This is a genomic window from Streptomyces sp. NPDC006335, assembly GCF_040612795.1.
Lineage (GTDB): Bacteria > Actinomycetota > Actinomycetes > Streptomycetales > Streptomycetaceae > Streptomyces.
Genome location: NZ_JBEXQX010000001.1, coordinates 1,065,485 through 1,089,162, shown reverse-complemented (window position 1 = coordinate 1,089,162; position 23,678 = coordinate 1,065,485). Strand labels below are relative to the sequence as shown.

21 protein-coding genes and 2 tRNA genes are annotated in these 23,678 nt (G+C 71.4%); 19 read left to right on the top strand and 4 right to left on the bottom strand.

What is annotated here, in order from left to right:
* The first annotated feature begins 16 nt into the window (after positions 1 to 16).
* The 7 genes from ABZ098_RS04910 to ABZ098_RS04880 all read left to right on the top strand — a co-directional run bounded on the left by ABZ098_RS04910 (position 17) and on the right by ABZ098_RS04880 (position 4,475).
* Entirely contained in the window at positions 17 to 175 is a 159-nt protein-coding gene (locus tag ABZ098_RS04910) for a hypothetical protein (protein WP_356587255.1), read from the top strand.
* 128 nt (positions 176 to 303) lie between these two features.
* Positions 304 to 468, top strand: coding sequence for a hypothetical protein (locus ABZ098_RS04905; protein WP_356587253.1), 165 nt, complete (start codon positions 304 to 306; stop codon positions 466 to 468).
* A 79-nt stretch (positions 469 to 547) separates the two neighbouring features.
* On the top strand, positions 548 to 1,186 hold the full coding sequence (gene nadD, locus ABZ098_RS04900; protein WP_356587251.1) for a nicotinate-nucleotide adenylyltransferase: 639 nt from the start codon (positions 548 to 550) through the stop codon (positions 1,184 to 1,186).
* A 16-nt stretch (positions 1,187 to 1,202) separates the two neighbouring features.
* Positions 1,203 to 3,083, top strand: a complete 1,881-nt coding sequence (locus tag ABZ098_RS04895; RefSeq protein WP_356587249.1) for a LytR C-terminal domain-containing protein — start codon at positions 1,203 to 1,205, stop codon at positions 3,081 to 3,083.
* A 113-nt stretch (positions 3,084 to 3,196) separates the two neighbouring features.
* The gene (gene rsfS, locus ABZ098_RS04890; protein WP_356587247.1) at positions 3,197 to 3,640 is read left to right on the top strand and encodes a ribosome silencing factor; all 444 of its coding nucleotides are present in this window, start codon (positions 3,197 to 3,199) and stop codon (positions 3,638 to 3,640) included.
* Positions 3,637 to 4,296, top strand: a complete 660-nt coding sequence (locus tag ABZ098_RS04885) for a histidine phosphatase family protein (RefSeq protein ID WP_356587245.1) — start codon at positions 3,637 to 3,639, stop codon at positions 4,294 to 4,296. The genes rsfS and ABZ098_RS04885 overlap by 4 nt, the downstream gene beginning before the upstream one ends.
* Before the next feature lie 106 nt (positions 4,297 to 4,402).
* Positions 4,403 to 4,475, top strand: a tRNA-Ala gene (locus tag ABZ098_RS04880).
* On the opposite strand, the gene ABZ098_RS04875 is transcribed toward ABZ098_RS04880, so the two are convergent.
* Positions 4,457 to 5,317, bottom strand: a complete 861-nt coding sequence (locus ABZ098_RS04875) for a helix-turn-helix transcriptional regulator (protein WP_356587243.1) — start codon at positions 5,315 to 5,317, stop codon at positions 4,457 to 4,459. The two genes, ABZ098_RS04880 and ABZ098_RS04875, sit on opposite strands and share 19 nt — an antisense overlap.
* 240 nt (positions 5,318 to 5,557) lie before the next feature.
* On the opposite strand from ABZ098_RS04875, the gene ABZ098_RS04870 reads away from it, so the two are divergent.
* The 3 genes from ABZ098_RS04870 to ABZ098_RS04860 all read left to right on the top strand — a co-directional run bounded on the left by ABZ098_RS04870 (position 5,558) and on the right by ABZ098_RS04860 (position 7,577).
* On the top strand, positions 5,558 to 6,925 hold the full coding sequence (locus tag ABZ098_RS04870) for an MFS transporter (RefSeq protein ID WP_356587631.1): 1,368 nt from the start codon (positions 5,558 to 5,560) through the stop codon (positions 6,923 to 6,925).
* Between the two features lie 246 nt (positions 6,926 to 7,171).
* Entirely contained in the window at positions 7,172 to 7,405 is a 234-nt protein-coding gene (locus ABZ098_RS04865) for a hypothetical protein (protein WP_003976229.1), read from the top strand.
* A gap of 99 nt (positions 7,406 to 7,504) precedes the next feature.
* Positions 7,505 to 7,577: transfer RNA gene (locus tag ABZ098_RS04860), tRNA-Ala, on the top strand.
* A gap of 133 nt (positions 7,578 to 7,710) precedes the next feature.
* Here ABZ098_RS04860 and ABZ098_RS04855 read toward each other — a convergent pair.
* Together ABZ098_RS04855 and ABZ098_RS04850 are read right to left on the bottom strand one after the other, a co-directional pair.
* Entirely contained in the window at positions 7,711 to 9,324 is a 1,614-nt protein-coding gene (locus ABZ098_RS04855) for an NADH-ubiquinone oxidoreductase-F iron-sulfur binding region domain-containing protein (RefSeq protein WP_356587241.1), read from the bottom strand.
* Positions 9,321 to 10,649, bottom strand: coding sequence for a cytochrome b/b6 domain-containing protein (locus ABZ098_RS04850; protein WP_356587239.1), 1,329 nt, complete (start codon positions 10,647 to 10,649; stop codon positions 9,321 to 9,323). The genes ABZ098_RS04855 and ABZ098_RS04850 overlap by 4 nt, the downstream gene beginning before the upstream one ends.
* A gap of 442 nt (positions 10,650 to 11,091) precedes the next feature.
* Between ABZ098_RS04850 and leuS the strand changes: the two genes are divergently transcribed.
* From leuS to ABZ098_RS04805, 9 genes are all read left to right on the top strand, one after another.
* Positions 11,092 to 13,968 carry a leucine--tRNA ligase gene (leuS, locus tag ABZ098_RS04845; protein ID WP_356587237.1) on the top strand — a complete coding sequence of 959 codons (2,877 nt, stop codon included), beginning with the start codon at positions 11,092 to 11,094 and terminating at the stop codon, positions 13,966 to 13,968.
* A gap of 153 nt (positions 13,969 to 14,121) precedes the next feature.
* Positions 14,122 to 14,856 (top strand): hypothetical protein, encoded by a 735-nt coding sequence (locus ABZ098_RS04840; protein WP_356587235.1) that lies wholly within the window; start codon positions 14,122 to 14,124, stop codon positions 14,854 to 14,856.
* 72 nt (positions 14,857 to 14,928) lie between these two features.
* The gene (locus ABZ098_RS04835; protein ID WP_356587233.1) at positions 14,929 to 15,774 is read left to right on the top strand and encodes a DegV family protein; all 846 of its coding nucleotides are present in this window, start codon (positions 14,929 to 14,931) and stop codon (positions 15,772 to 15,774) included.
* Between the two features lie 154 nt (positions 15,775 to 15,928).
* Complete coding sequence (locus ABZ098_RS04830) at positions 15,929 to 17,137, top strand: helix-hairpin-helix domain-containing protein (RefSeq protein WP_356587231.1); 1,209 nt, start codon at positions 15,929 to 15,931, stop codon at positions 17,135 to 17,137.
* A complete protein-coding gene (locus ABZ098_RS04825; protein WP_356587229.1) occupies positions 17,134 to 19,815 on the top strand; it encodes a ComEC/Rec2 family competence protein in 2,682 nt (893 codons plus the stop codon). Before ABZ098_RS04830 ends, ABZ098_RS04825 begins: the two co-directional genes overlap by 4 nt.
* A complete protein-coding gene (locus tag ABZ098_RS04820) occupies positions 19,796 to 20,659 on the top strand; it encodes an arylamine N-acetyltransferase (RefSeq protein WP_356587227.1) in 864 nt (287 codons plus the stop codon). The genes ABZ098_RS04825 and ABZ098_RS04820 overlap by 20 nt, the downstream gene beginning before the upstream one ends.
* A 70-nt stretch (positions 20,660 to 20,729) precedes the next feature.
* Complete coding sequence (locus ABZ098_RS04815) at positions 20,730 to 20,975, top strand: hypothetical protein (protein ID WP_356587225.1); 246 nt, start codon at positions 20,730 to 20,732, stop codon at positions 20,973 to 20,975.
* Between the two features lie 400 nt (positions 20,976 to 21,375).
* Positions 21,376 to 22,365 carry a DNA polymerase III subunit delta gene (gene holA / locus ABZ098_RS04810; protein WP_356587224.1) on the top strand — a complete coding sequence of 330 codons (990 nt, stop codon included), beginning with the start codon at positions 21,376 to 21,378 and terminating at the stop codon, positions 22,363 to 22,365.
* A gap of 215 nt (positions 22,366 to 22,580) precedes the next feature.
* On the top strand, positions 22,581 to 22,979 hold the full coding sequence (locus ABZ098_RS04805) for a nuclear transport factor 2 family protein (protein WP_356587222.1): 399 nt from the start codon (positions 22,581 to 22,583) through the stop codon (positions 22,977 to 22,979).
* 207 nt (positions 22,980 to 23,186) lie between these two features.
* Here the strand turns inward: ABZ098_RS04805 and rpsT are convergent, their stop codons facing one another.
* Entirely contained in the window at positions 23,187 to 23,447 is a 261-nt protein-coding gene (rpsT, locus tag ABZ098_RS04800) for a 30S ribosomal protein S20 (RefSeq protein WP_007381959.1), read from the bottom strand.
* Between the last annotated feature and the right edge of the window lie 231 nt (positions 23,448 to 23,678).

Here is a 23,678-nt window from a genome sequence, read left to right as displayed (position 1 = left end):
CGAAGGAGTCCACGTCATGGAGCACACCCGAGCCGCCTGGCTCACCGAGGCCGCGAGCGCCGCCGAGCAGCAAGGGGCCGGAAATCTGCTCCGGGTGGTACTGGTCGTGATGTTCCTGGGCTGTGCGTTCACCGCGTGGTTCCTGCTGCGGGGGTACAAGCGGAAGGACGACTGAGGGAGGGCGAAGGTTCCCCGACGTCCTGAGGGCGGCCCCAATGGTGGAGTCGGCGTGATCGCCCTCACCGGGCCCGCTTACGATGGGCCGACATCTTTATCCCGCCCACCGGATAGGTCCTGCCGAAGATGAGCTTCCACAGCACCGCTGCCCAGTTGGTCACCCTCGCCGCCGAGGGCGAGGAGCACGGCGGCAACCACGAGAGCCTCAACCCCCTGGTGACCGGCGGCGCCGCGTTCATCATCCTGCTGCTCCTGCTGTGGATCACCACTCGTTTCAACCGCGACCGCTGAGGCACCGAGTGCCCAAAGCGGGGCACTCCGGGCCTCCGCCGGCCGGGGTCCTCAGGACGGGCCGGTAGGGTCTGCACGCATGGGAGAGCAGGACATGCCTACCGGCCCGGGCAACGCCCCGTCGAGCCCCGGCAAGCGCCGGCTGGGCGTCATGGGCGGAACGTTCGACCCGATCCACCACGGGCACCTCGTGGCGGCCAGCGAGGTCGCCGCGCAGTTCCACCTGGACGAGGTGGTGTTCGTGCCGACGGGCCAGCCGTGGCAGAAGACCCACCGCAAGGTGACCCCGGCCGAGGACCGCTATCTGATGACGGTCATCGCCACCGCCGAGAACCCGCAGTTCTCGGTCAGCCGCATCGACATCGACCGCGGCGGCGCGACCTACACCACGGACACCCTGCGCGACCTCAAGGCCCTCAACCCCGACACCGACCTCTTCTTCATCACGGGCGCCGACGCCCTCGGCCAGATCCTCACCTGGCGGGACACCGAAGAGCTGTTCGCCCTGGCGCACTTCATCGGAGTCACCCGGCCCGGCCACCCCCTGGCCGACCCCGGGCTCCCCGAGGGCGGCGTCTCGCTCGTCGAGGTCCCCGCCCTGGCCATCTCCTCCACCGACTGCCGGGCGAGAGTCGCCAAGGGCGACCCCGTCTGGTACCTGGTGCCGGACGGAGTCGTGCGTTACATCGACAAGCGCGAGCTGTACCGCGGCGAGTGAGCCGAGAGGGGCACCGGTGAACGACCGATACGACGCGGGCTACGGCGACGACCAGGACAACCAGTACGCGCTCGTCGGCTACGACGAGTACGGCCGGCCGGTCTACCAGCAGGTCCCGCCGCAACAGGCCCCGCAGCAGCAGTACGACCCCTACGCCCAGCAGGGCTACGGCTACGACCCGTACGCCGCCGGGCAGCAGGCCGCGCCGTACGACACGGGCACCCAGAACCCCGCCTACGACCCCTACGGCGCCGGCGACACCGGTCAGCAGGCGGCCGTCCCGCCCTACGACCCCTATGCCGACGGCGGCCGGCACGGCGGCGGTCCGGCGACGGCGTACGACCCCTACGGCCGGGCCGCCGCGAGCGGACAGCAGCCCCGCGTCGCCGAGCAGACCGCGTACATCCCCCAGCAGGGCGGGCCGGCCGGCGGGACACAGGCCGGCCAGGGGCACGCGGCGGGGGCGCAGACCGGCCAGGGCTACCGTCCCGCGGTCGACGAGGACCGTGCCGGGGCGGGGCCTGCCGGTGCCGGTCGTTCCGGTGCGGGTCATGCCGGTGCCGGTCGTCCCGGCGCGGGTTCTGCCCGTGCGGAGGCCGCCGACGGGGACGAACGGCAGTACCACACCGCACAGTTCGCGTTCGTCGAGGAGCCCGACAGCGACTCCGAGGACGTCATCGACTGGCTCAACTTCACCGAGAACCGCACCGAGCGCCGCGAGGAGGCCAAGCGCCGCGCCCGCAGCCGGCTCGTCGCCCTGGTCGTCGTCCTCGCCCTGGTCGCGGTGGGCGGGGTCGGCTACCTCTGGTACGCCGGGAAGCTGCCCGGCCTGTCCGAGCCGGAGAGCAAGAAGGGCACCACGATCGCGGCGAGCGCCCAGAACCGCGACGTGATCGTCGTCCACCTCCACAACACCACCAAGGGCGGCACCTCCACGGCGCTGCTCGTCGACAACACCACCACCAAGCAGGGCACCACCGTCCTGCTCCCCAACTCCCTCGTCCTGACCTCCGACGACGGCTCCACCACGACCCTCGCCAAGTCCGTCGACGACGACGGCTCCTCCGGGACCGTCGACTCCCTCGACACCGTCCTCGGCACCGACATCGAGGGCACCTGGCGCCTGGACACCCCCTATCTCCAGAACCTGGTCGACCTCGTCGGGAACATCGACGTCGACACCAACGCCGCCGTGCCCGACCCGGACGCCAAGAAGAAGGGTCAGGCGCCCCTGGTGAGCAAGGGGAAGGACCAGACCCTCAGCGGCAAGATGGCCGTCGCCTACGCCACCTACCGCGCCCCCGGCGAGGCCCAGAACGCCCAGCTGGAGCGGTTCGGCCAGGTCCTGCAGGGCGTACTGCGCAAGCTGTCCTCCGACCCGACGGCCGCCACCACCACCGTGCAGACGCTGGCCCAGATCCTCGACCCGTCCCTGACCGACAAGGACCTCGGTACCTTCCTCGCCAAGCTCGCCGACCTCGCCAAGGGCGGCGACTACAGGACCACCCTGCTGCCCGTCCAGCAGGACGGCACCCTCAGTGCGGCGGCCGGCGCGAGCGTGGTCAAGGACGTCCTCGGCGGCAAGGCGAAGAGCCCCGACAAGGACGCGGCCGTGAGCGTCTCCGTCCAGAACGCCACCGGCACCAGGGACAACACCGAGAAGGCCCGCGTCGTCCTCCTCAACGGCGGCTTCACCTTCATCGACGGCGGCACGCCCGCCTCGGCCCGGGCCACCTCCAAGGTCGTCTACGCCGACGCCGCCGACAAGGCGAACGCCACCGAGGTCGCCAAGACCCTGGGCCTGCCGGCCGGCGCCGTCAGCAAGGGCACGACGTCGTCGAGCGCGAACGTCTCCGTGATCCTCGGCCAGGACTACAAGCCGGACTCCTCGTCCTAGGCCCGGCTCCGGGCCCGGAGCGGCACCCCGCGTGATCTCCGCCATCACGTGGGGTGCCGTCGGCGGTCCGTGAGACCCTTGATGTCCAGTGACCGCCGACCGAAAGCCTTGTAGTGACCGCCACTGACCGTTCCATCGAGCTCGTCCACACCGCCGCGCAGGCGGCCGCCGACAAGCTCGCCCATGACGTGATCGCCTACGACGTCAGCGACGTCCTCTCGATCACCGACGCCTTCCTGCTGGCGTCCGCACCCAACGACCGCCAGGTCAAGTCCATCGTCGACGAGATCGAGGAGCGGCTCTCGAAGGAGCTCGGCGCCAAGCCGGTGCGCCGCGAGGGCGACCGCGAGGCCCGCTGGGTCCTGCTCGACTACGTGGACATCGTCGTCCATGTCCAGCACAGCGAGGAGCGGGTCTTCTACGCCCTGGAGCGGCTGTGGAAGGACTGCCCCGAGCTGGAGCTGCCGGCCGACGCCAAGGCGACCCGCGGCAAGGCGGAGGAGCACGCCAAGCTCCGGGCCGAGGAGGACGACGCCGAGTACGGGGAGCAGCGGTGACCGCTCCCGCCGACCGCAAGGGCCGGGGCCGCCGCGTCATCCTGTGGCGGCACGGTCAGACCTCCTGGAACGTGGAGCGCCGCTTCCAGGGCACCACCGACGTCGAGCTCACCGAGACCGGTGTCGGCCAGGCCCGCCGCGCCGCCCGGCTGCTGGCCTCCCTCCAGCCCGACGCGATCGTCGCCTCCGACCTCCAGCGGGCCGCGAACACCGCCGCCGAGCTGGCCGCGCTCACCGGTCTGGACGTGTCCCACGACGAGGGTCTGCGCGAGACCTACGCGGGCGTCTGGCAGGGCCTCACGCACGAGGAGATCATCGCCCGGCACGGTGAGGAGTACGCCGCGTGGAAGCGTGGCGAGCCGGTCCGCCGCGGGGGCGGTGAGCTGGAGACCGAGGTGGCCGACCGTGCCGCCCCCGTGGTGCTCCGGCACGCCGAGAAGCTCCCCGAGGACGGCACGCTCGTCGTGGTCAGTCACGGCGGCACCATCCGCACCACCATCGGGCGGCTGCTCGGCCTGGACTCCCGGCACTGGGAGAGCCTCGGTGGCCTCTCCAACTGCTGCTGGTCCGTCCTCGGCCAGGGCGCGCGCGGCTGGCGCCTGCTGGAGCACAACGCAGGCACCCTGCCGGAGCCGGTGCTCGGCGACGACGACTGAGAGCTCCGGACCGGGCCTCGGACCCGGCTCCGGACCGGATTTCACTTTCCGGCAGGTCGCAGGCTAAAGTTCTTCTTGTTCGCCCCGCGGAGCGGGAGGAACGCAAGGGGCTATAGCTCAGTTGGTAGAGCGCCTGCATGGCATGCAGGAGGTCAGGAGTTCAATTCTCCTTAGCTCCACTCAATGAGGATCCCGTCTCCATCAGGAGGCGGGATTTTTCGTGTGTCTCCGCGTCCTCCGGTGTGTAGACCACGATCCGGCATTCGGGCATCCCGTCGATCGACAGCGACTGTGAGGTCATCCGCAGCTCTCCGACGGCCCGGTGCCGGAACGTCTTCACGCGGGGCCCCGGCGGCACCACCTCTCCGCTCGCCCAGAGCTCTGCGAAGTGCGGGCTGGCCGCCGACAGTGCGCGGATGAACTCCTCCCAGGCCGGCTCGCCCACATGTCTGCCGTACGAGGACCGCAGTGTCGCCACCATCACGGGCAGCTCGCGCTCCCGGTGCAGCACGGGGCAGGCGTCCTCGGACACCGTGAACAGCGTCCACAGCGCGTTCGGCACGCCTATGTCGACGATCTCCGGGATCACGAACAGGGCGCGGTAGCCGGGATTGGTGGCCAGGATGTCGTACCGGGAGTTGTAGACGACCGCGGGCAGCGGGGCGAGGGCGTCGATGATGCCCTGCACCTCCGGCCCCACCGCGCGGGTCGGCTCCTGCGGGACCGGCTCGAAGGGCACCTCGGCCAGGCGGTACAGGTGCTCCCGCTCCGGTGGGTCGAGCCGCAGCGTGCGGGCCACGGCGTCCAGGACCTGTGCGGACGCGTTGATCGGCCGGCCCTGCTCCAGCCACGTGTACCAGGTCACACCGACGCCGGAGAGCTGGGCGACCTCCTCGCGCCGCAGCCCCGGGGTGCGGCGCCTGAGGCCCGGCGGCATGCCCACGTCGGCCGGGGTCACCCGGGCCCGCCTGCTGCGCAGGAAGGAGGCCAGCTCGGGCCGCCTTCGCTGTGTCGTCCTCATCGTCGCGCCCCCCATCGCCACGCCCCCCTCGCCACGACCATCCTCGGTGCTGCGCCCGGCGCTTGCCAGGTGCTGGCAGTACCAGCATCGGCGGGCTCTCGGCACCCGTACCGGGGTGTCCTCATGCTCGACGGCATGACGACAACGCCCCGGATGGGACCGGATCCCGCGTCCGTTTCCCCACCTGCCAGAAGTGAAGCACCCGCCACTGACAACCGCCCCGGTCCGCTGCTCGCGCTCGTGCTCGCCGCCCAGTTCATGGCGCTGCTCGACGTGTTCATCGTGAACGTTGCGGCTCCCACCATCGGCACGGAACTGCACGCCTCGGGCGCCCAACTCCAGCTCGTCATCGCCGGATACACCATCATGTACTCGGTGCTGCTGATCACCGGCGCCCGGCTCGGCGAACGGTTCGGGCACGGCCGGGTCCACCTCGCCGGGCTCGCCCTGTTCACGGCGGCCTCACTCGCCTGCGGTCTCGCCCAGGGTGCCACCGAGCTGATCGTCTTCCGGCTGGTGCAGGGCGCCGGATCGGCGGTGATGATCCCGCAGGTGCTCAGCCTGATCCAGCGCAACTTCACCGGCGAGGCCCGGATGAAGGCGCTCGGCGTGTACTCGGCGGTCCTCGCGGTCGGCGCCGTCGCCGGGCAGGTCGTCGGCGGAGTCCTGGTCAGCGCCGACCTGTTCGGCACGAGCTGGCGGCCGGTGTTCCTCGTGAACGTGCCGGTGGGCATCGTCCTGCTGGCCATGGGCGCGCGTGTCCTGCTGCCGGGGGACCGTCCCGCGCCCCGGGACCGGGCACGCGGCCTCGACCTGCCCGGCCTGGTGCTGCTGGGCGCGGCCGTCTCGCTGTGCACGGTGCCGCTCGTGCTGGGGCAGGAGGAGGAATGGCCGCTGTGGTCCTGGCTGTCCATGGCCGCCGCCGCGATCCTGTTCGCCGTCTTCTGCGGCTACGAGGCCAGGCTGGCCGGGCGCGGCGGTGCCCCGCTGATCACGCCGAGCGTGCTGCGCCACCCCGGCATGGGGCTCGCCGTGTTCAGGATCATGGCGGTCATGGCCGTCAACGGCGGCTTCCTCTTCGCGCTCACCCTCCATGTGCAGGGCGGCCTCGGCTACAGCCCGCTGCGGGCCGGGCTCTCCTTCGTGCCGACCGCGGTGATCTTCGGCATCGTCGGACTGACCTGGCGCCACTGGCCCGCGTCCTGGCAGCGGCTGCTGACGCCCGCCGGGTTCCTGATCACCGCGCTGGCCGCGTTGGGCGTGGGACTGGCGCTGAAAGGCGGCGGCGAGGGCGGCACAGCGCTGTACGCCGCGTACGCCGGCGTGGGCGCGGGACTCGCGCTCGCCTTCAGTCCGACCCTCACCGGGGCGCTGGCCACGGTGCCGCCCCGGCACGCGGCGGACGCCAGCGGTCTGCTCGCCACGGTCACCCAGCTCGGCCAACTCATGGGCGTCGCGGGCTTCGGCACACTGTTCTTGAACCGACTTGAGTCACTCGGCCCCTCCGAGGCGTATACCTCTGCGGAGGCGCTTTGGGCGTGCATGTTCGCGCTGGCCGGGACCGCCGCGGTGGGCGCCGTGTCCGGACTGGTACTCAGGCGTCGCTGACCGTATTGGTCCGGCCGTGGCAGAATCAAACGGCCGGAAGGGGGCGCGGCCCGACGGGAGGGAGTAGTGATGCCTGCGAGCATCCTCGTGGAGGTCGGCCACCTCCGCGAAGCGGCATCGACAAGGGACACGACGGTCCGCCTCATCTGCCCTTCCTGCGGTTCTGTCCACGTGGCGCAAGTACTTGGCGACAACGGCGGAATCTCCTACGTGTGCACGGCCTGCGGCCACTGCTGGAGCTGATCGATGGGTGCACACAGGCGAAAGTGCGACTGGTGCGGCAGCGGGACACCGATCGTGCGCGACATGGAGCCGGTCAATCCCGACTATCAGTACTGGTGCGAGGAGTGCGCGCGGGCGCTGATCATAAAAGGCGACCCCATCGAGACGTACCGCGAACTGGAGGGCGAGCCGATCTACGGCCGTCTCCTCGAAGAACACTGCACGCTGAAGCGGTTCTACTCGTTCGTGACCGCTTGACGTCGTCCCTCCTGCCCGCAGGGAAACGATTTGGTGTTCCACCCGGTGGACCGTGTAATGTTGGCGTCGCCGCCAGGGAAACCGGGTGGAACGCAGCACGGGGCTATAGCTCAGTTGGTAGAGCACCTGCATGGCATGCAGGGGGTCAGGAGTTCAAATCTCCTTAGCTCCACAGAAAGATCCCGCCGGATCATTGATCCGGCGGGATTGTTGCGTTCCAGGGGGAGTTGTTTCGCCTACGGGGATTGTCCGCGTACGACGAAGGGGGCCGCCCGATCCCGGGCGGCCCCCTTCGTGACGCCGGGTCAGCGGCCCAGCGCACGCCTTCCGCGGCCCTGCGAGAGGACCGGCAGGTTGCGGGTGGGGCCCTTGTCGCGCGGGGTCTCCTCCTCGAGGCGCAGGGCCAGCGCGGGGCAGCGACGCACCGCGCGTAGAGCCTTGGCCTCGGCGTAACGCGGCACCTGGGCCTGGGCGACGGTCGGGAAGCCGTCGGCGCCGAGTTCGAAGACCTCGGGGAGGATGTCGGCGCACAGACCGTGACCCCGGCAGAGCGTCCAGTCGACGTAGATCTTCTGACGGCTGGGGCCGTTCTCCTCGGCCTCGGCGCCGCCCGGGATGCCCGTCGGCATCTTGCCGCCCTCGAAGAGCGGCAGAACGCCCTCCACGGGCCGTCCGCAGCCGTTGCCGAGGACATGGGCGGCCAGGTCGTCCGTGAACGCCTTGATGGTGGACTCCAGGAACATCGCGGAGCCGTCCGGGTGCGAGCACGCGCCGCGCCGCTTCACGTTCTTGGCGACCTGCTTGAGCGCCTCCAGGGCGGCGGGACCGCCGCCGTTGAGGATGTCCTCCATACCGCGCGCGGCGGCCGGCAGACCGAGGTAGCAGGGGCCGCACTGGCCCGCGCTCTCCTCGGCCAGCCACTGCGCCACCCTCAGCGACTCGCCCAGCGGGCAGGTCTCCTGAGTGATCGGCAGGATCGCACCGGCGCCGAGCGCCCCGCCCACGGCGTCCAGGGAGTTGCGGGAGACGATCGCCTCGTTGACCGTCGCCGCGTCGATCCACTTGCCGTGGTAGCCGCCGGTCAGCACGCCCTGCGGGACCGGCGGGGCGCCGGCCAACTGCAGGACGTAGCGCAGCGGTACGCCGGTGGGCACCTCGATCACCATGGGGCGCGCCACGGCGCCGGAGACCGTGAGCATGACGGTGCCCGGCTCGTCGTACAGGCCGGTGTTGCCGTAGCGCTCCGGGCCGATGCGTGCGGCGATCGCCAGTTGCGCGAAGGTCTCGGCGTTGGACAGGAGCGTGGGCGCGCCGCCGACGCCGTTCTGCGAGGCGCTGACCTTGCGGCCGGGCGGGATGGCCGGGCCGCCGTCGATGGAACGGATCAGCGAGGCCGCCGCTCCGGTGACCATACGGACGGGATTGCGCTGCACGCGTGCGCGTAGCGCCGATCTGCGGCCGTTGCTGAGACCGCGCTCGGCGAGGGCGGCCTCCATGGAGCGCTGGGTGGACTCCCGGGTGACGCCGATCACGAGCGTGCGGGCACCCAGGGCCTCGGCGGCCAGGAGGGCGCCGTCCAGGATGAGGTGCGGGGCACGGTTGATGAGCACCGTGTCCTTGCGGCAGGCCGGTTCGTCCTCGCTGCCGTTGACGACGACGACCGGCCGGACACCGCGCTTGATCGCCGCTTCGGCGACCGAGCGCAGCTTCTTGTGGAAGGGGAAGCCGGCGCCGCCGCGCCCCTTCAGGTTGATGGCTTCGGAGAGCTTCGCGAGTTGCTCGCCGCCCATGGGTTCGAGCGGCCCGTGCACCTTCAGGTGCATGGGCAGGTCAAGTCGTTCGACAAGGTCGAAGCCCGACGTGAGCTGGGGAAGGCCGACCACGCGGACTTCTGGTACGTCGGGCAGGGCCTCGTTCACCTATAGCCTCCGGAAGGCGTGTTCCAAGGTTCGCCCGGACCCGGTGAGTCGAAGTCGTACGACTGACCGGGCGTTGGATCACCGGCGGGACCGCTGTTGTACGTGTCGTTCGGGTTGTACGTGCCGTAAAGGGTGTTCGTCTCACCGGTGTCGCGTACATCACCCGTGAGATAGCTGGCGGTGCCCGAATTACCGCCATAGGTCGGGATGTTGTACCCCGTGTCCTGGAGCGGGTCGTAGGCGGAGGGGGGCGCCTCGCCGACCGGCGGCGGGGACGGGATCGGCCAGCTTCCGGAGGTGCTGCCGCCGGTGTCCATGCGCGCGATGGGGTCGGTGGCGGCCTGCATGTCCATCGGCATGTCCATGCGCGCGGTCTGGCCGGTGTCGAAGGGCTGCTGCGCGCCCGGTGACATGGCGCGGTAGGCGGCGGCGAACCCGCTGCCCGCGGGCTCCGGGGCCGGGGCCTGATAGGCGGGCATGGAGCCGGTCTGGCTCAGGCCCTCGTAGCCCGGCAGGGAGGACTCGGAGCGCCGGCCCGCCGACGAGGGTGCCCTGCGGCTCTCGCGGCCCGGTGCGGCGCTCTCCGCGGCCCTCCTGGCCCGGCTGGCCTCCAACTCCTCGCGGCCCGGCCGCTCCTCGGCGCCGAGGAGCATGACGACCCGGTCGGTGACCTTGCGCTTGAACGGGCGCGGTGCCGCGCGCAGGGCGAGGGCCACGATCACACCGAGCACGCAGAGCGCGTACATGTAGGTGAAGATCGGGGCCTTCACCGCGCGGCCCGCGTACAGGCCGTGGATGAGTCCGGCGCACCAGGCCGGGTAGGCCAGCATGTGCATCGCCCGCCAGCGCGCCGCGACCGGGGCCGGGGACGCGAAGCGGTTGCGCAGGGCGCCGGTGATGCCGACGAAGATCATGAGCTGGCCGGCCAGGGTGCCGAGGCCTATGAGGCCTCCGCTGCTGCTGAAGCCGAGCCCGAACGGGATGAACGCGGCGATCCACGTCGTGTGCTCAAGGGTGAGTTTGATTCCGATGTGCAGCAGAAGGAACGCGATCGAGCCCACCGCGGTGATCCGGTGCACGCCCTGGGCGATGATCCGCTGCCGGGTGTTGAGGATCAGCCGGTCCTGCGCGACCAGCCCCCAGATCACGGAGCAGGTGAGGAGGACGAGCGTCACCACGCCCGCTCCGAAGTTGAGGAAGTCCTGGAGCCAGACACCTCCGTACACCACGACCAGAGGGATGGCCAGCAGGAAGACGGCCGTCGCCACCCCATAGGCCGACCGGCCCGTCCTGGGGAGGGTGCTGTTGCTACTACGAGGGTTCATGGGGGCAACTCCGAGCGGTTCGGGAAGGCGGTCCCGCTGCCGCACTCTAAGTGGCGCCATACCGATGGGTACGGCGTTTGAGTTATTGCGTCGTTATCAAACGGCCGTGGGGCTGCTGTGATGCCCCTTAGTAGCTGTTACGCGAAGTAATCATTGACGTTTTTCAGTTCCTGTCGGATCGGAGGTGCGCTCGACTGCGGCGGCGAGTGCGGCACCCGGTGCCAAAGAGGCATACGTACGTCCGTCGCCGCTTGCTCAACGGCTGCGGTACTCTGACGCCATGCGTGCCGTACGCCTTCTGCTTAGCGAGCCGCGCTGATCAGTCCCGACCACCGGTGAAGACGTGGTCGGAATCGGCGCGGCGTCCCCTCCTGTGCGAGGGGATTTTTCGTTTCCGGACGACACAGCCGCTGGCAGAGACGATCGATGGAGCTTTGAGGACATGAGCGAGACGAACCCCGCTGCCCCCGCCGAGGTGGCCGCGCCGCACCGCTACACGGCCGCCGTCGCGGCCGAGATCGAGGCACGCTGGCAGGACTTCTGGGACGCCGAGGGCACCTACGCGGCGCCGAACCCCAAGGGCGACCTGGCGGGCGACCCGGAGATCGTCGCCCGGCCCAAGAAGTTCATCATGGACATGTTCCCGTACCCCTCCGGTGCGGGCCTGCACGTGGGCCACCCGCTGGGCTACATCGCCACCGACGTCTTCGCCCGCTTCCAGCGGATGACCGGCCACAACGTCCTGCACACCCTGGGCTTCGACGCCTTCGGACTGCCCGCCGAGCAGCACGCCGTCCAGACCGGCGAGCACCCGCGGATCACCACCGAGGCCGCGATCAACAACATGAAGTCCCAGCTGCGCCGACTGGGCCTGGGCCACGACAAGCGCCGGTCGTTCGCCACGATCGACCCGGACTACTACAAGTGGACCCAGTGGATCTTCCTGCAGATCTTCAACTCCTGGTACGACGACGAGGCGAAGAAGGCCCGCCCGATCTCCGAGCTGGTCGCCGCGTTCGAGTCCGGTGAGCGCGCGGTGCCCGGCGGCCGCTCCTGGGACTCCCTGTCCGCCGTCGAGCGCGCCGACGTCCTGGGCGAGTACCGCCTGGCCTACGCCTCCGACGCGCCGGTCAACTGGTGCCCCGGCCTGGGCACCGTGCTGGCCAACGAGGAGGTCACCGCCGACGGCCGCTCCGAGCGCGGCAACTTCCCGGTCTTCAAGGCCAAGCTGCGCCAGTGGAACATGCGCATCACCGCGTACGCCGACCGGCTGCTGGACGACCTGAACGAGCTGGACTGGCCCGAGGCCATCAAGCTGCAGCAGCGCAACTGGATCGGCCGCTCCGAGGGCGCCCGCGTCGACTTCCCGATCGACGGCGAGCGCATCACCGTCTTCACCACCCGCCCCGACACCCTGTTCGGCGCGACCTACATGGTGCTGGCGCCCGAGCACCCGCTGGTCGAGAAGTTCACGCCGCAGGAGTGGCCCGAGGGCACGCACGACGTGTGGACCGGCGGTCACGCGACCCCGGCCGAGGCCGTCGCCGCCTACCGCGCGCAGGCCGCCTCCAAGTCCGACGTGGAGCGCCAGGCCGAGGCCAAGGACAAGACCGGCGTCTTCATCGGCGCGTACGCCACCAACCCGGTCAACGGCGAGCCGATCCCCGTCTTCATCGCGGACTACGTCCTGATGGGCTACGGCACCGGCGCGATCATGGCCGTCCCCGGCCACGACTCCCGCGACTTCGCGTTCGCGCGCGCCTTCGAACTGCCCATCCAGTGTGTCGTCGAGCCGACCGACGGCCGCGGTACCGACACCTCCACGTGGGAGGACGCCTTCGTCTCCTACGACGCGAAGATCGTCAACTCCACCGGTCAGGGGGTCTCCCTGGACGGCCTGGGCGTCGTCGAGGCCAAGGCGCGCATCACCGAGTGGCTGCAGGGCGAGGGCGTCGGCGAGGGCACCGTCAACTTCCGGCTGCGCGACTGGCTGTTCAGCCGCCAGCGCTACTGGGGCGAGCCCTTCCCGATCGTCTACGACGAGGACGGCATCGCCCACTCGCTGCCCGAGTCGATGCTGCCGCTGGAGCTGCCCGAGGTCGAGGACTACTCGCCGCGCACCTTCGACCCGGACGACGCGGACACCTCCCCGGAGACCCCGCTGTCCCGCAACGAGGACTGGGTCAACGTCACCCTGGACCTGGGCGACGGCCGCGGCCCCCGCCCGTACCGCCGCGAGACCAACACCATGCCCAACTGGGCCGGTTCCTGCTGGTACGAACTGCGGTACCTGGACCCGCACAACAGCGAGCACCTGGTCGACCCCGAGATCGAGCAGTACTGGATGGGCCCCCGCGCGGGTCAGCCGCACGGCGGTGTCGACCTGTACGTCGGCGGCGCCGAGCACGCCGTGCTGCACCTGCTGTACGCGCGCTTCTGGTCCAAGGTCCTGTTCGACCTGGGGCACATCTCGTCGCCCGAGCCGTTCCACAAGCTGTTCAACCAGGGCATGATCCAGGCCTTCGTCTACCGCGACAGCCGTGGCTTCCCGGTGCCGGCCGCCGAGATCGAGGAGCGCGACGGCCAGTTCTTCCACGCCGGTGAGCAGGTCAAGCGCGAGCTGGGCAAGATGGGCAAGTCCCTGAAGAACGCCGTCACCCCCGAGGCGATCTGCGAGGAGTACGGCGCCGACACCCTGCGCCTGTACGAGATGGCGATGGGCCCGCTGGACGTCTCGCGGCCGTGGGACACGCGCGCGGTGATCGGCCAGTACCGCCTGCTGCAGCGGCTGTGGCGCAACATCGTCGACGAGGCCACCGGAGAGGTGACCGTCGTCGACGCCGAGCCCGACGAGGCCACGCTGCGCGCCCTGCACAAGGCGATCGACGGGGTCCGCCAGGACCTGGAGGGCCTGCGCTTCAACACGGCCATCGCCAAGGTCACGGAGCTGAACAACCACCTGACCAAGGCGGGCGGCGCGGTCGCACGTCCGGTCGCCGAGGCGCTGGTGCTGCTGATCACGCCGCTGGCCCCGCACATCGCCGAGGAGCTGTGGCGCAAGCTGGGCCACACCGACTCGGTGGTCCACCAGGACTTCCCGGTCGCCGACCCGCAGTACGTCGTGGACGAGACCGTGACCTGCGTGGTCCAGGTCAAGGGCAAGGTCAAGGCCCGCCTGGAGGTCTCGCCGGCCATCTCCGACGACGAGCTGGAGAAGGTCGCGCTGGCCGACGAGAAGGTCGTGGCGGCGCTGGACGGGGCGGACATCCGCAAGGTGATCGTGCGGGCGCCGAAGCTGGTGAACATCGTTCCGGCGTAGTGCCTGTCCGGCGTGATCCGCCGGGCAGAGCCTCGGCCCCCTAGGGGGTGCGTGCGGGCAGGTTCGGGGTTCTTCCGGAACTCCGGGCCTGCCTGTTGCGTTTACCTTTGAAGAGCGGCGCGGGAGTGCCGTGCCGGTCCGAGGAGGAGTTTCGTGGAAGCAGTGATCGCGATCGTGGCCCTGCTTTTCGTGCTCTTCGTGGCGCTCGGCGCCTACGCGACGGTGAAGGTGGTCGGCGCCGCCAAGCGCGGAGTGGACCGCACCATCACCCAGGCCCGGCGCACCGTCGAGGACCACACCCTGCGCGCCAAGTCCTTCGCCCAGCTCGGCCCGGCGGGTGAACTGGCCCAGCTCCGGCTGAAGCTGCGCACCTCGATGCGGGCCACCCAGGACGCGCTGCACGCGGGCGTGGCCGAGGACGAATCCCTCAAGGAGTCCCTCGGCCTCTTCCAGCGGCTCAGCGCGCACGGCCACGAGCTGGACGGCGAACTCAAGCGCCTGGAGTCCGAGCCCGACCGGGCGAAGCTCGCCGAGCGCCTGCCGGGACTGCGGGAGCGCACCGAGCGCATCACACAGTCCGCGGACTCCCTGCGCTGGGCGGCCCGTGACCGTGCCCGCCGATTCGCCGACGACGACCTGGACACCCTGAGCGCGCAGATCGACGTCGAGTCGGGCGCCCTGCGGCACTGGACGAAGACCGAGCCCACCGCGACACCGCCCCCGTGGCCCGAGGCCCCCGCCGCCGACGCCGGCCCCGACGGGCAGACCTGGCCCGAGACGCCCCGCACCCGCACCGCCGACGAGCCGACGCGGCCCGCGATCACCCCGCCGGGCCCTCGCCCCACCTATCCCTGGCAGAAGAAACCCCGTCCCGAGAGCACGACTTGATCCCCACACGGCGGCCCCGGGTGACAGGGGCCGGGCTGCCACCCGGACGCTACGGCAGGTAACCTCCAGCTCATGTCCCGCCATGTCGCGATCGTCACGGATTCAACGGCCTACCTGCCGCAGGGGACGATGGAGCGGCACGGCATCACAGCGGTACCCCTGACCGTGGTCCTCGGCGACCGCGCACTGGAAGAGGGCACCGAGATCACGGCCCGGTCGCTGGCCCAGGCACTTCAGAAGCGACGCCCCGTCACCACCTCGCGCCCCAGCCCCCAGGCCTTCGCGGAGCACTACCGCAAGGTCGCCGAGTCCGGCGCGACCGGCATCGTGTCGCTGCACCTGTCCGCCGAGCTCTCCGGCACCTACGACGCGGCGGTCATGGCGGCCCGCGAGGCGCCGGTGCCGGTGCGCGTGGTCGACACCGGGATGATCGCCATGGCTCTCGGATTCTGCGCGCTCGCCGCCGCCGAGGCCGCGGAGACGGGCGGCACGGTCGACGAGGCGGTCACAGCCGCGGAGAAGCGGGCCGCGGGCACCTCCGCCTACTTCTACGTCGACACTCTGGACTATCTGCGCCGCGGTGGCCGGATCGGGGCCGCGCAGGCCCTCCTCGGCTCCGCGCTCGCCGTCAAGCCACTGTTGCAACTCGCCGGCGGGCGGATCGAGCCCCTGGAGAAGGTGCGGACGGCGTCCAGGGCCATCGCCCGCCTGGAGGAGATCGCGGCCGACCGGGCCGGCAGCGCGCCGGTCGACATCGCGGTGCACCATCTGTCAGCCCCCGACCGGGCATCGGCCCTCGCGGACCGGCTGCGGGCGCGGGTGACGGGCCTTGCGGATCTGCATGTGAGCGAGGTCGGGGCGGTGATCGGGGCACACACGGGGCCCGGGTTGTTGGGGGTTGTGGTCTCGCCGCGGTGACTCCGGGGGGACGGGTCCGGTTCCTGGGCTCTGAGGTCGTGACCTCGTGGGTCCGTCACTCGTCCGGGTGGCGGGGTTTTCCACAACCGGTGGGTAGTCCCCGGGAATTGACCAAGATCATCGCGAGGGCGCGGAAGTGTCCGATCCTCGGCGCATGGCACTTCGATCACGTTCACGTACAGCGACCGCGACCAGCGGGCCGGGCCGCGGCCCCCACTCCGACGGACGCTCACAGCACCGTCGACCACCCGCCGCTCGGGGCCGGGGCCGGCATCGGCATGCCTCCTCTGCGGACGAACTCCAGCGGCGGGCGGAGGTGCTCTTCGCCGAACGGGCCGGGGAGCGAAGGGACTCGGGGAAGGGACCGCCGGCGTCGGGTGGGGCGGGCTTGGACGACGAGGTGTGGGGAGGCGAGGAGGCGGGTGCTGTCGAGGAGGGCCGAGGGGACGGTGGCTTCTCGGAGGAGGCTCGGCGGGATCTCGGTTCCGTAGCGGGAGTTCGGCCGGATGACGGTCCTTGGTCCGACGACGGTCCTTGGGAAGGGAGTTGGGAAGACACCGCCAGCAGGCATGGCGTCAGGCGGGTCACCGAATCCGCGGGCGGGGACTGGCGGGAACGGGCAGGGCTGGCTCTGCGGGAGCGGATGCCGGTGTGGTTGCAGGCGCGGTGCGGGCTGGAGCGGCGGAACGTGGTCGCGCTCTCGGTGCTGCTCGTCGTGGCCGCGGTGTTCGCCGTGCAGCACTTCTGGACGGGCCGGACACAGTCCGTCCGGGCGCCCGAAGTGGTGCGCGCCGCGGCTCCGTTCGGGGAGAGCGGTGCGGCGAGCGGGCGGACCGGCGCGGGGGGACGGCCGGGAGCGGTCGAGTCGGCTGCTTCGGGCGGGGTTTCGAACACGGCGGGTTCGGCCGGGGCCGAGATCGTCGTGGACGTCAGCGGAAAGGTCCGTGAACCCGGGATCCAGCGGTTGCCGGCCGGTTCGAGGGTCGCCGACGCGTTGAAGGCGGCCGGGGGCGTGCGGCCGGGCACGAACACCGACACGCTCAACCGCGCGCGGTTCCTCGTGGACGGCGAGCAGGTGGTCGTCGGCGGCCCGGCCGCACCCGCACCGGCGCCCGTGCCCGTTCCCGGCATGGGAGGTTCCGTCGCCGGCGGCGCGGCCGGCACGGCGGCCGCTCCCGTCTCCCTGAACACGGCCACCGTGGACCAGCTCGACACCCTGCCCGGCGTCGGCCCCGTGCTCGCCCAGCACATCGTCGACTACCGCACCCAGCACGGCGGCTTCCGCTCGGTGAACGAACTGCGCGAGGTCAACGGCATCGGCGACCGCCGCTTCGCCGATCTGCGGAATCTCGTACGGCCATGAGGCACGACGCACAGGTGCGGCGAGGGCATGGGGGCGAGGCGCGTGCGCGGGCCACTGTGCACGCCGCCTCGGGGAAGCGGCTCGGGAGTGCTCACCCGCGGCAGGAAGGGCCCACGGATCTGCGGCTGGTACCGGCGGCGCTCGCGGCCTGGGGCACGGCCGCCGTGACCCTGGACGCGTCGGCGATGTGGGTCACGGGGGTGGTGGCCGGCTGTCTGGTCCTCGCCTGCGTGCTGCTGTCGGGACGGTGGCGCGGGATGCGGGGCTTCGTAGGGGGCGGCCGGGTGGCCGTCGCCGCTGTGCTGCTCTGTGTCGCGGCCGCCGCCGCGTCGGCCGGGCTGCACGGGGCCGATCTGCGGCGGGGACCGGTGCCCGCGCTGGCCCGGCAGTACGCCACCGTGACCGCCGAGGTGCAGGTGACCTCCGACCCCCGGCTGACCCGCCCCCGGATCACGGGTGATCACGCGGCCCCGACCGCCGTCGTCATCGGCGCCGACGTCCGGCGAGTGGAGACGGAGGACGGGACAGTGGTGGCGACCCGGGCGCCGGTGCTGGTGATCGTCGACGCGCGTGCGGGAACCGGCCCGGGAGCGGAGGGAGTGACCACCGGTCGTCCGTTGAGCGGTGGGGTGACCTCCGGTCCGACGCCCGCCGTGGAAGGTCCTGCTCGATCGCCCTGGCTCGGGTTGCTGCCGTCCACGCGGGTACGGATCACCGCGAGTGCCGCGCCGCCGTTGATGGGAGGCGATCGAGTCGCGGCCGTCCTGCGGGTGCGGGACCGGGGAGGCCCTGAGGTGGTCGGGGAGGCGTCGGGGACGCAGCGGTTCGCGGGGCGGTTGCGGGCGGGGCTGCGGGAGGCCACCGACGGGTTGCCGGCGGATGCGCGGGCCCTGCTGCCGGGACTGGTCGTCGGGGACACCGCGCGGATCACTCCCGAGTTGGACGAGGCCTTCAAGGAGACCGACCTCGCGCACACGCTCGCGGTGTCCGGCAGCAACCTCACGATCCTGCTCGCCCTGCTCATCGGGCCGCCCGGACTCGCCCAACTCGTCGAGCGACGTGGACTGGCGCCCCGCCTCGGGGTGTCGCTGCGCGCGACCGCCCTGCTCGGCGGCGGACTCACGCTGGGATTCGTCGTGGTGTGCCGACCGGACCCGAGCGTGCTGCGGGCCGCTGCCTGCGGGGCCGTCGCACTGCTCGCCCTCGCGACCGGACGCCGTAGATCACTGATCCCGGCGCTGGCGACGGCCGTACTGCTGCTGGTGCTGTACGACCCGTGGCTGGCCCGCAGTTACGGCTTCCTGCTCTCCGTGCTGGCCACCGGGGCCCTGCTCACGCTCGCGCCGCGCTGGAGCCTGGCGTTGCGTCGACGGCGGGTGCCGCCGCGGCTCGCGGAGGCGTTGGCCGCCGCGGCCGCCGCGCAGGCCCTGTGCGCACCGGTGGTAGCCGTGCTGTCGGCGCGGGTGAGTCTGGTGGCGGTGCCGTGCAATCTGCTCGTGGAGTTCGCGGTCGCCCCGGCCACGGTGCTGGGCTTCGCGGCGCTGGCGACGGCACCCGTGGCGATGCCGGCGGCCAAGGCGCTTGCCTGGTGCGCGAGTTGGCCCGCCGGGTGGATCGCGGACGTCGCCCGGACCGGGGCGTCGTTGCCCGGCGGGGGAGTGGACTGGCCGGGCAGTTGGGCGGGGGCCGGGTTGCTCGCTCTCGTCACCGGGGTGCTGCTGCTCGTCGGGCGGCGGTTGCTGAGACATCCCTGGTGGTGTGCCGTCTGCGCGATGGTGTTCGTGCTGGCGGTCGTGCAGCCGCCACCGTTGACCCGGGTGATCACGGGGTGGCCGCCGCCGGACTGGCGACTGGCGATGTGCGACGTGGGACAGGGTGACGCGATGGTGCTGGCGGCGGGTGAGGGGGCGGGCGTGGTCGTGGACGCCGGACCCGATCCGGCACTCGTCGACGGTTGTCTGCGCACACTCGGCATCACCGAGGTGCCGCTCGTGGTGCTGACCCACTTCCACGCCGACCATGTGGCCGGGCTGGCCGGTGTGCTGCGGGGGCGGTCGGTGGGGGCGATCGAGACGACGGGGCTGGCGGAGCCGGTCGACCAGGCCGAGTCCGTCCTGCGGGAGGCCGCGGCCCGGCGCATCCCGGTGACGCGTGCTGTGGCCGGGGAGGAACGGCGTACGGGGGCCCTGGCCTGGGAGGTGCTGTGGCCGCCGGCGGACCCGGCGGCGGTCGCGGCGGAGGGGCCCAACGACGCCAGCGTCACGATGCTGGTCAGGTCGGCCGGACTGCGCTTCCTCCTGCTAGGCGACCTCGAACCCCCTGCCCAGCAGGAGCTGTTGAGATCGCCCGTGGGGGCGCGGCTGGCCGGGGTGGACGTCCTCAAGGTGGCTCATCACGGTTCGGCCTACCAGGACCCGGAGCTGATACGCCGGGCAGCCCCGCGGCTGGCGCTCATCTCCGTCGGCGCCGACAACTCGTACGGCCACCCGGCTCCGGCCACGGTCGCCGCGCTGCGGGCCGGGGGCGCGGTCGTGATGCGGACCGACCGGGACGGGGCGCTCGCGGTCGCCGGGACGGGGGACGGAGGCGGGGGCACGGGTGGCCGTAGCGGTGGTGGCGCGGGCGGTGGGGATCTGTGGGTGGCGCGAGACTGGAGGCATGAAGCCCACACAGGTTGACGCGTATCTCCGCCGTCTGGGAGTCCAGCACCCGGCGTGGCCCACCGTGGAGGTCCTGCGCGAGCTGCATCTGCGCCATCTGCAGACCGTGCCCTTCGAGAACCTGTCGGTCCACCTCGGCGAGGAGATCGTGCTGGAGGAGGAGCGGCTGCTGGAGAAGGTGGTGGGGGCCCGGAGGGGAGGGTTCTGTTACGAGCTGAACGGGGCGTTCGGGGCCCTGCTGGCCGCGCTCGGCTTCGACGTCACGCTGCTGGCGGGCCGGGTGTATGGGGCCGAGGAACGGCTCGGGATCCCGTACGACCATCTCGCGCTGCGGGTGCGGACGGTGGACGGGGGCGAGTGGCTGGCCGATGTCGGGTTCGGGGCGCACAGCCACTATCCGCTGGCGTTCGGGGCGCGGGGCGAGCAGGAGGACCCCGGGGGCACCTTCCGGATCGTCGAGGCGGGACCCGACGCGGCGGGGGTGCGCGGCGGGGACGGTGCGGTGACGAAGGGAGGGAAGGGAGAGGGTGACGCGGCGGACCTGGATGTCGTCATGGGGGGCAGGAGCCAGTACCGGCTGGAGGTGCGGCCCCGGGTGCTCGGTGACTTCGCGGCCGGGGCCTGGTGGCACAGCACCTCTCCGGCTTCGCACTTCACCCAGTCCCTGGTGTGTTCGAGGGTGACGGAGGACGGCGGGCGGATCACGCTCAGCGGGCGGGTCCTCAAGACGACGGCTGCCGACGGGGCGCGGGAGGAACGGGAGTTGGAGACGGACGAGGAGGTGCTGGAGGTGTACCGGGAGAGGTTCGGTGTCGAGCTCGACCGGGTGCCGACCGTGCGGGATCCCTACCGTCACGGATGATCCGGCCCGTCTTCCGGCGCCGGGGGCCCTACCCGAGCGGTGCGGAGTGTCCGGCCTGGAAAATGGTGCCGTGAGCGATGTGAGACACGTACTGGTGCTGCCTGATCGGGATGCCGCGGAGGAGGTCGTCGAGGCGCTCTCGGAGCGGTTCGGGGTGGACGAGGAGCCGCAGGTCGTCCGGGACGCGCTGGCGGGGGAGGACGACGCGGAGGACGCGCAGTGGCTGGTGGTCCTGCGGGACGAGGCGGGGCGCTTGGACGCCGGGGAGCTGGAGGAGTTCGTGGGGGAGTGGGAGGGGTGGCGGGAGGAGCCGTGATGCCGCGGTGGTCGGGGTTTCGGCGCCCGCGCTGACGGGTGCCCCTTCCGGAGCCGGAGCCGGAGCCGGAGCCGGAGCCGGAGCCGGAGCCGGAGCCGGAGCCGGAGCCCGAGCCCGAGCCGCCTCCGCTTCCGGAGCAGGAGCCGCCTCCGCCTCCGCCTCCGCTTCCGGGCCCGGAGCCGGAGCCGTTTCCGCTTCCCGGAGCGGTCCCGGCGCTCGCTGGCCCCCGGTGGGGAGGACGGAGCTCTCCCGGCGGGACGATCTCCCGGAGGACGTCGAGGGCGGCCCCCCCTCGCGAGCGGCCGCCGAGGGTGGACGGACGGGCGGCGCGGCTGCGCGACCAGCCCCCTCGGCGCTCGCGGCCACGGTGCTGTCAGTGCTCCGTGCCATGCTGTACGCGATGGCCAAGAAGACTGCTCATGACGACCTCCTCGCCTCCGTGACGCTTGCCGTGGGACAGGAGGAGCTGCTGCTCGACCGGGCTGTGCAGGAGGTGGTCGCCGCCGCTCGGGCCGCTGACGCGGACACGGATGTGCGGGATCTGACTCCGGACCAGTTGCAGCCCGGGACGCTCGCGGAGCTGACCAGCCCGTCGCTGTTCGCGGAGCGCAAGGTCGTGGTGGTGCGCAACGCGCAGGACCTGTCCGCCGACACCGTCAAGGACGTGAAGGCGTACCTCGGGGCGCCCGCCGAGGAGATCACCCTTGTGCTGCTGCACGCGGGGGGAGCGAAGGGCAAGGCGCTGCTCGACGCCGCGCGGAAGGCGGGAGCGCGAGAGGTCGCCTGTCCGAAGATGACCAAGCCGGCGGACCGGTTGGCCTTCGTGCGGCAGGAGTTCCGGGGGACCGGGCGGTCCGCCACGCCCGAGGCGTGTCAGGCGCTGGTCGACGCGATCGGCAGCGATCTGCGGGAGCTGGCGTCCGCCGTGTCCCAGTTGGTCGCCGATGTCGAGGGGACGATCGACGAGGCCGTCGTGGGGCGGTACTACACCGGGCGGGCCGAGGCCTCCAGCTTCACCGTCGCCGACCGGGCCGTGGAGGGGCGGGCCGCGGAGGCGTTGGAGGCGCTCAGGTGGTCGTTGGCGACCGGGGTCGCGCCGGTCATGATCACCAGTGCGCTGGCGCAGGGCGTGCGCGCGATCGGGAAGCTGTCGTCGGCCCGGGGCGGACGACCCGCTGATCTGGCGCGTGAGCTGGGGATGCCGCCGTGGAAGATCGATCGGGTGCGGCAGCAGATGCGGGGGTGGACGCCGGACGGAGTCGCTGTCGCGCTGATGGCCGTGGCCGAGGCGGACGCCGGGGTGAAGGGCGGCGGGGACGATCCCGTGTACGCCCTGGAGAAGGCCGTGGTGGCGATCGCTCGGGCGGCCCGGTCCCGCGGGCGCGGCTAGCCGGACGGTGTTGCGGCCGCCGTGACGCCGAGTTCGTCCCCGGGGTGTCGTGCGCCTCGCCAGGGACCGGCCTGTCATAGGGAGTGCCGCCCTTCGTCGCCGTAGGGGGGAGCACCTTGAGGGCAACTGCCCTCAAGGTGCTCCCCCCACCCCCGAGGAGGAGAATCGGACGGGTCAGCCGAACATCGCCGGACAACGGAGAGGTGGCGGTCGTCATGGCTGAGCATCCGCACGCAGCGCTCGTACGCAAGGGGTTCGAGGCGTTCACCCATGGGGATCTGGACACCCTGCGGGAGCTGATCGCGAAGGACGCCACACATCACGTGCCCGGTAGTCATCCGCTCTCGGGGGACTTCAAGGGGCAGGACGCGATCATCGACATGTACCAGCGGCTGGGGCAGGAGACCGGCGGCTCGATGCGGCTGGAGATGCTCGGGATCGCCGTCGACGGGCGTGGCCACGCCGTCGGGATGTCCCGGTTCACGGCCGAGCGGAAGGGGCGGCGCCTGGACGACACCGGATGCATCGTCTTCCGGATCGTCGGGGACAAGGTCACCGACCTCGACGAATGCGTCGAGGACATCGACAAGAACAACGAGTTCTGGTCGGACTGACGCCCGCAGGCGCCGAAGCACGCATGCCGAAGGCCCCGGCGTCTCCGCCCTGGGGAAGGGGGAGGTGCCGGGGCCTTCGCTTCAAGCTGTCGAGCCCGTACCCGCGTGGCGAACGCAGGCCGCGTACAGGCTCTGGGTGCCGGTCGGGAGCGGATGAGAGAGGGCCCGCTCTTGGGTCCTTCCAGCGGTCAGATCAGAAGATGTGGCTTAGAGGCCCGCGACCTTCGAAGCAAGCGCCGACTTCTTGTTGGCGGCCTGGTTCTTGTGGATGACGCCCTTGGAGACGGCCTTGTCGAGCGCACGCGCAGCAGCGCGCTGGTACTCGGTGGCCTTCTCGACGTCACCCGCGGCAGCGGCCTCGCGGGCCTTGCGGATCGCGGTCTTCAGGGAGGACTTGACGGCCTTGTTGCGCAGCCGGGCCTTCTCGTTGGTCTTGATCCGCTTGATCTGGGACTTGATGTTCGCCACGAATGAGCCTCTACAGGTTCAGGCACGGGCCAGGAGGATTCCGAGCAAAAGAGCAAGGAAGACCAGGTCCCGTACCAGGTGATTTCTTGGAGTCGTGTCTCGTGCTGAGAGGGCATGAGACACAGCCACCCAGACTACCAGCGGCCCCGCGAGTGGCCCAAACCGGTCGCCGGTCCCCGCCCGTGGGACCATGGAGGCTACGTATCGATCCGACCCGAGACCGCAGACACT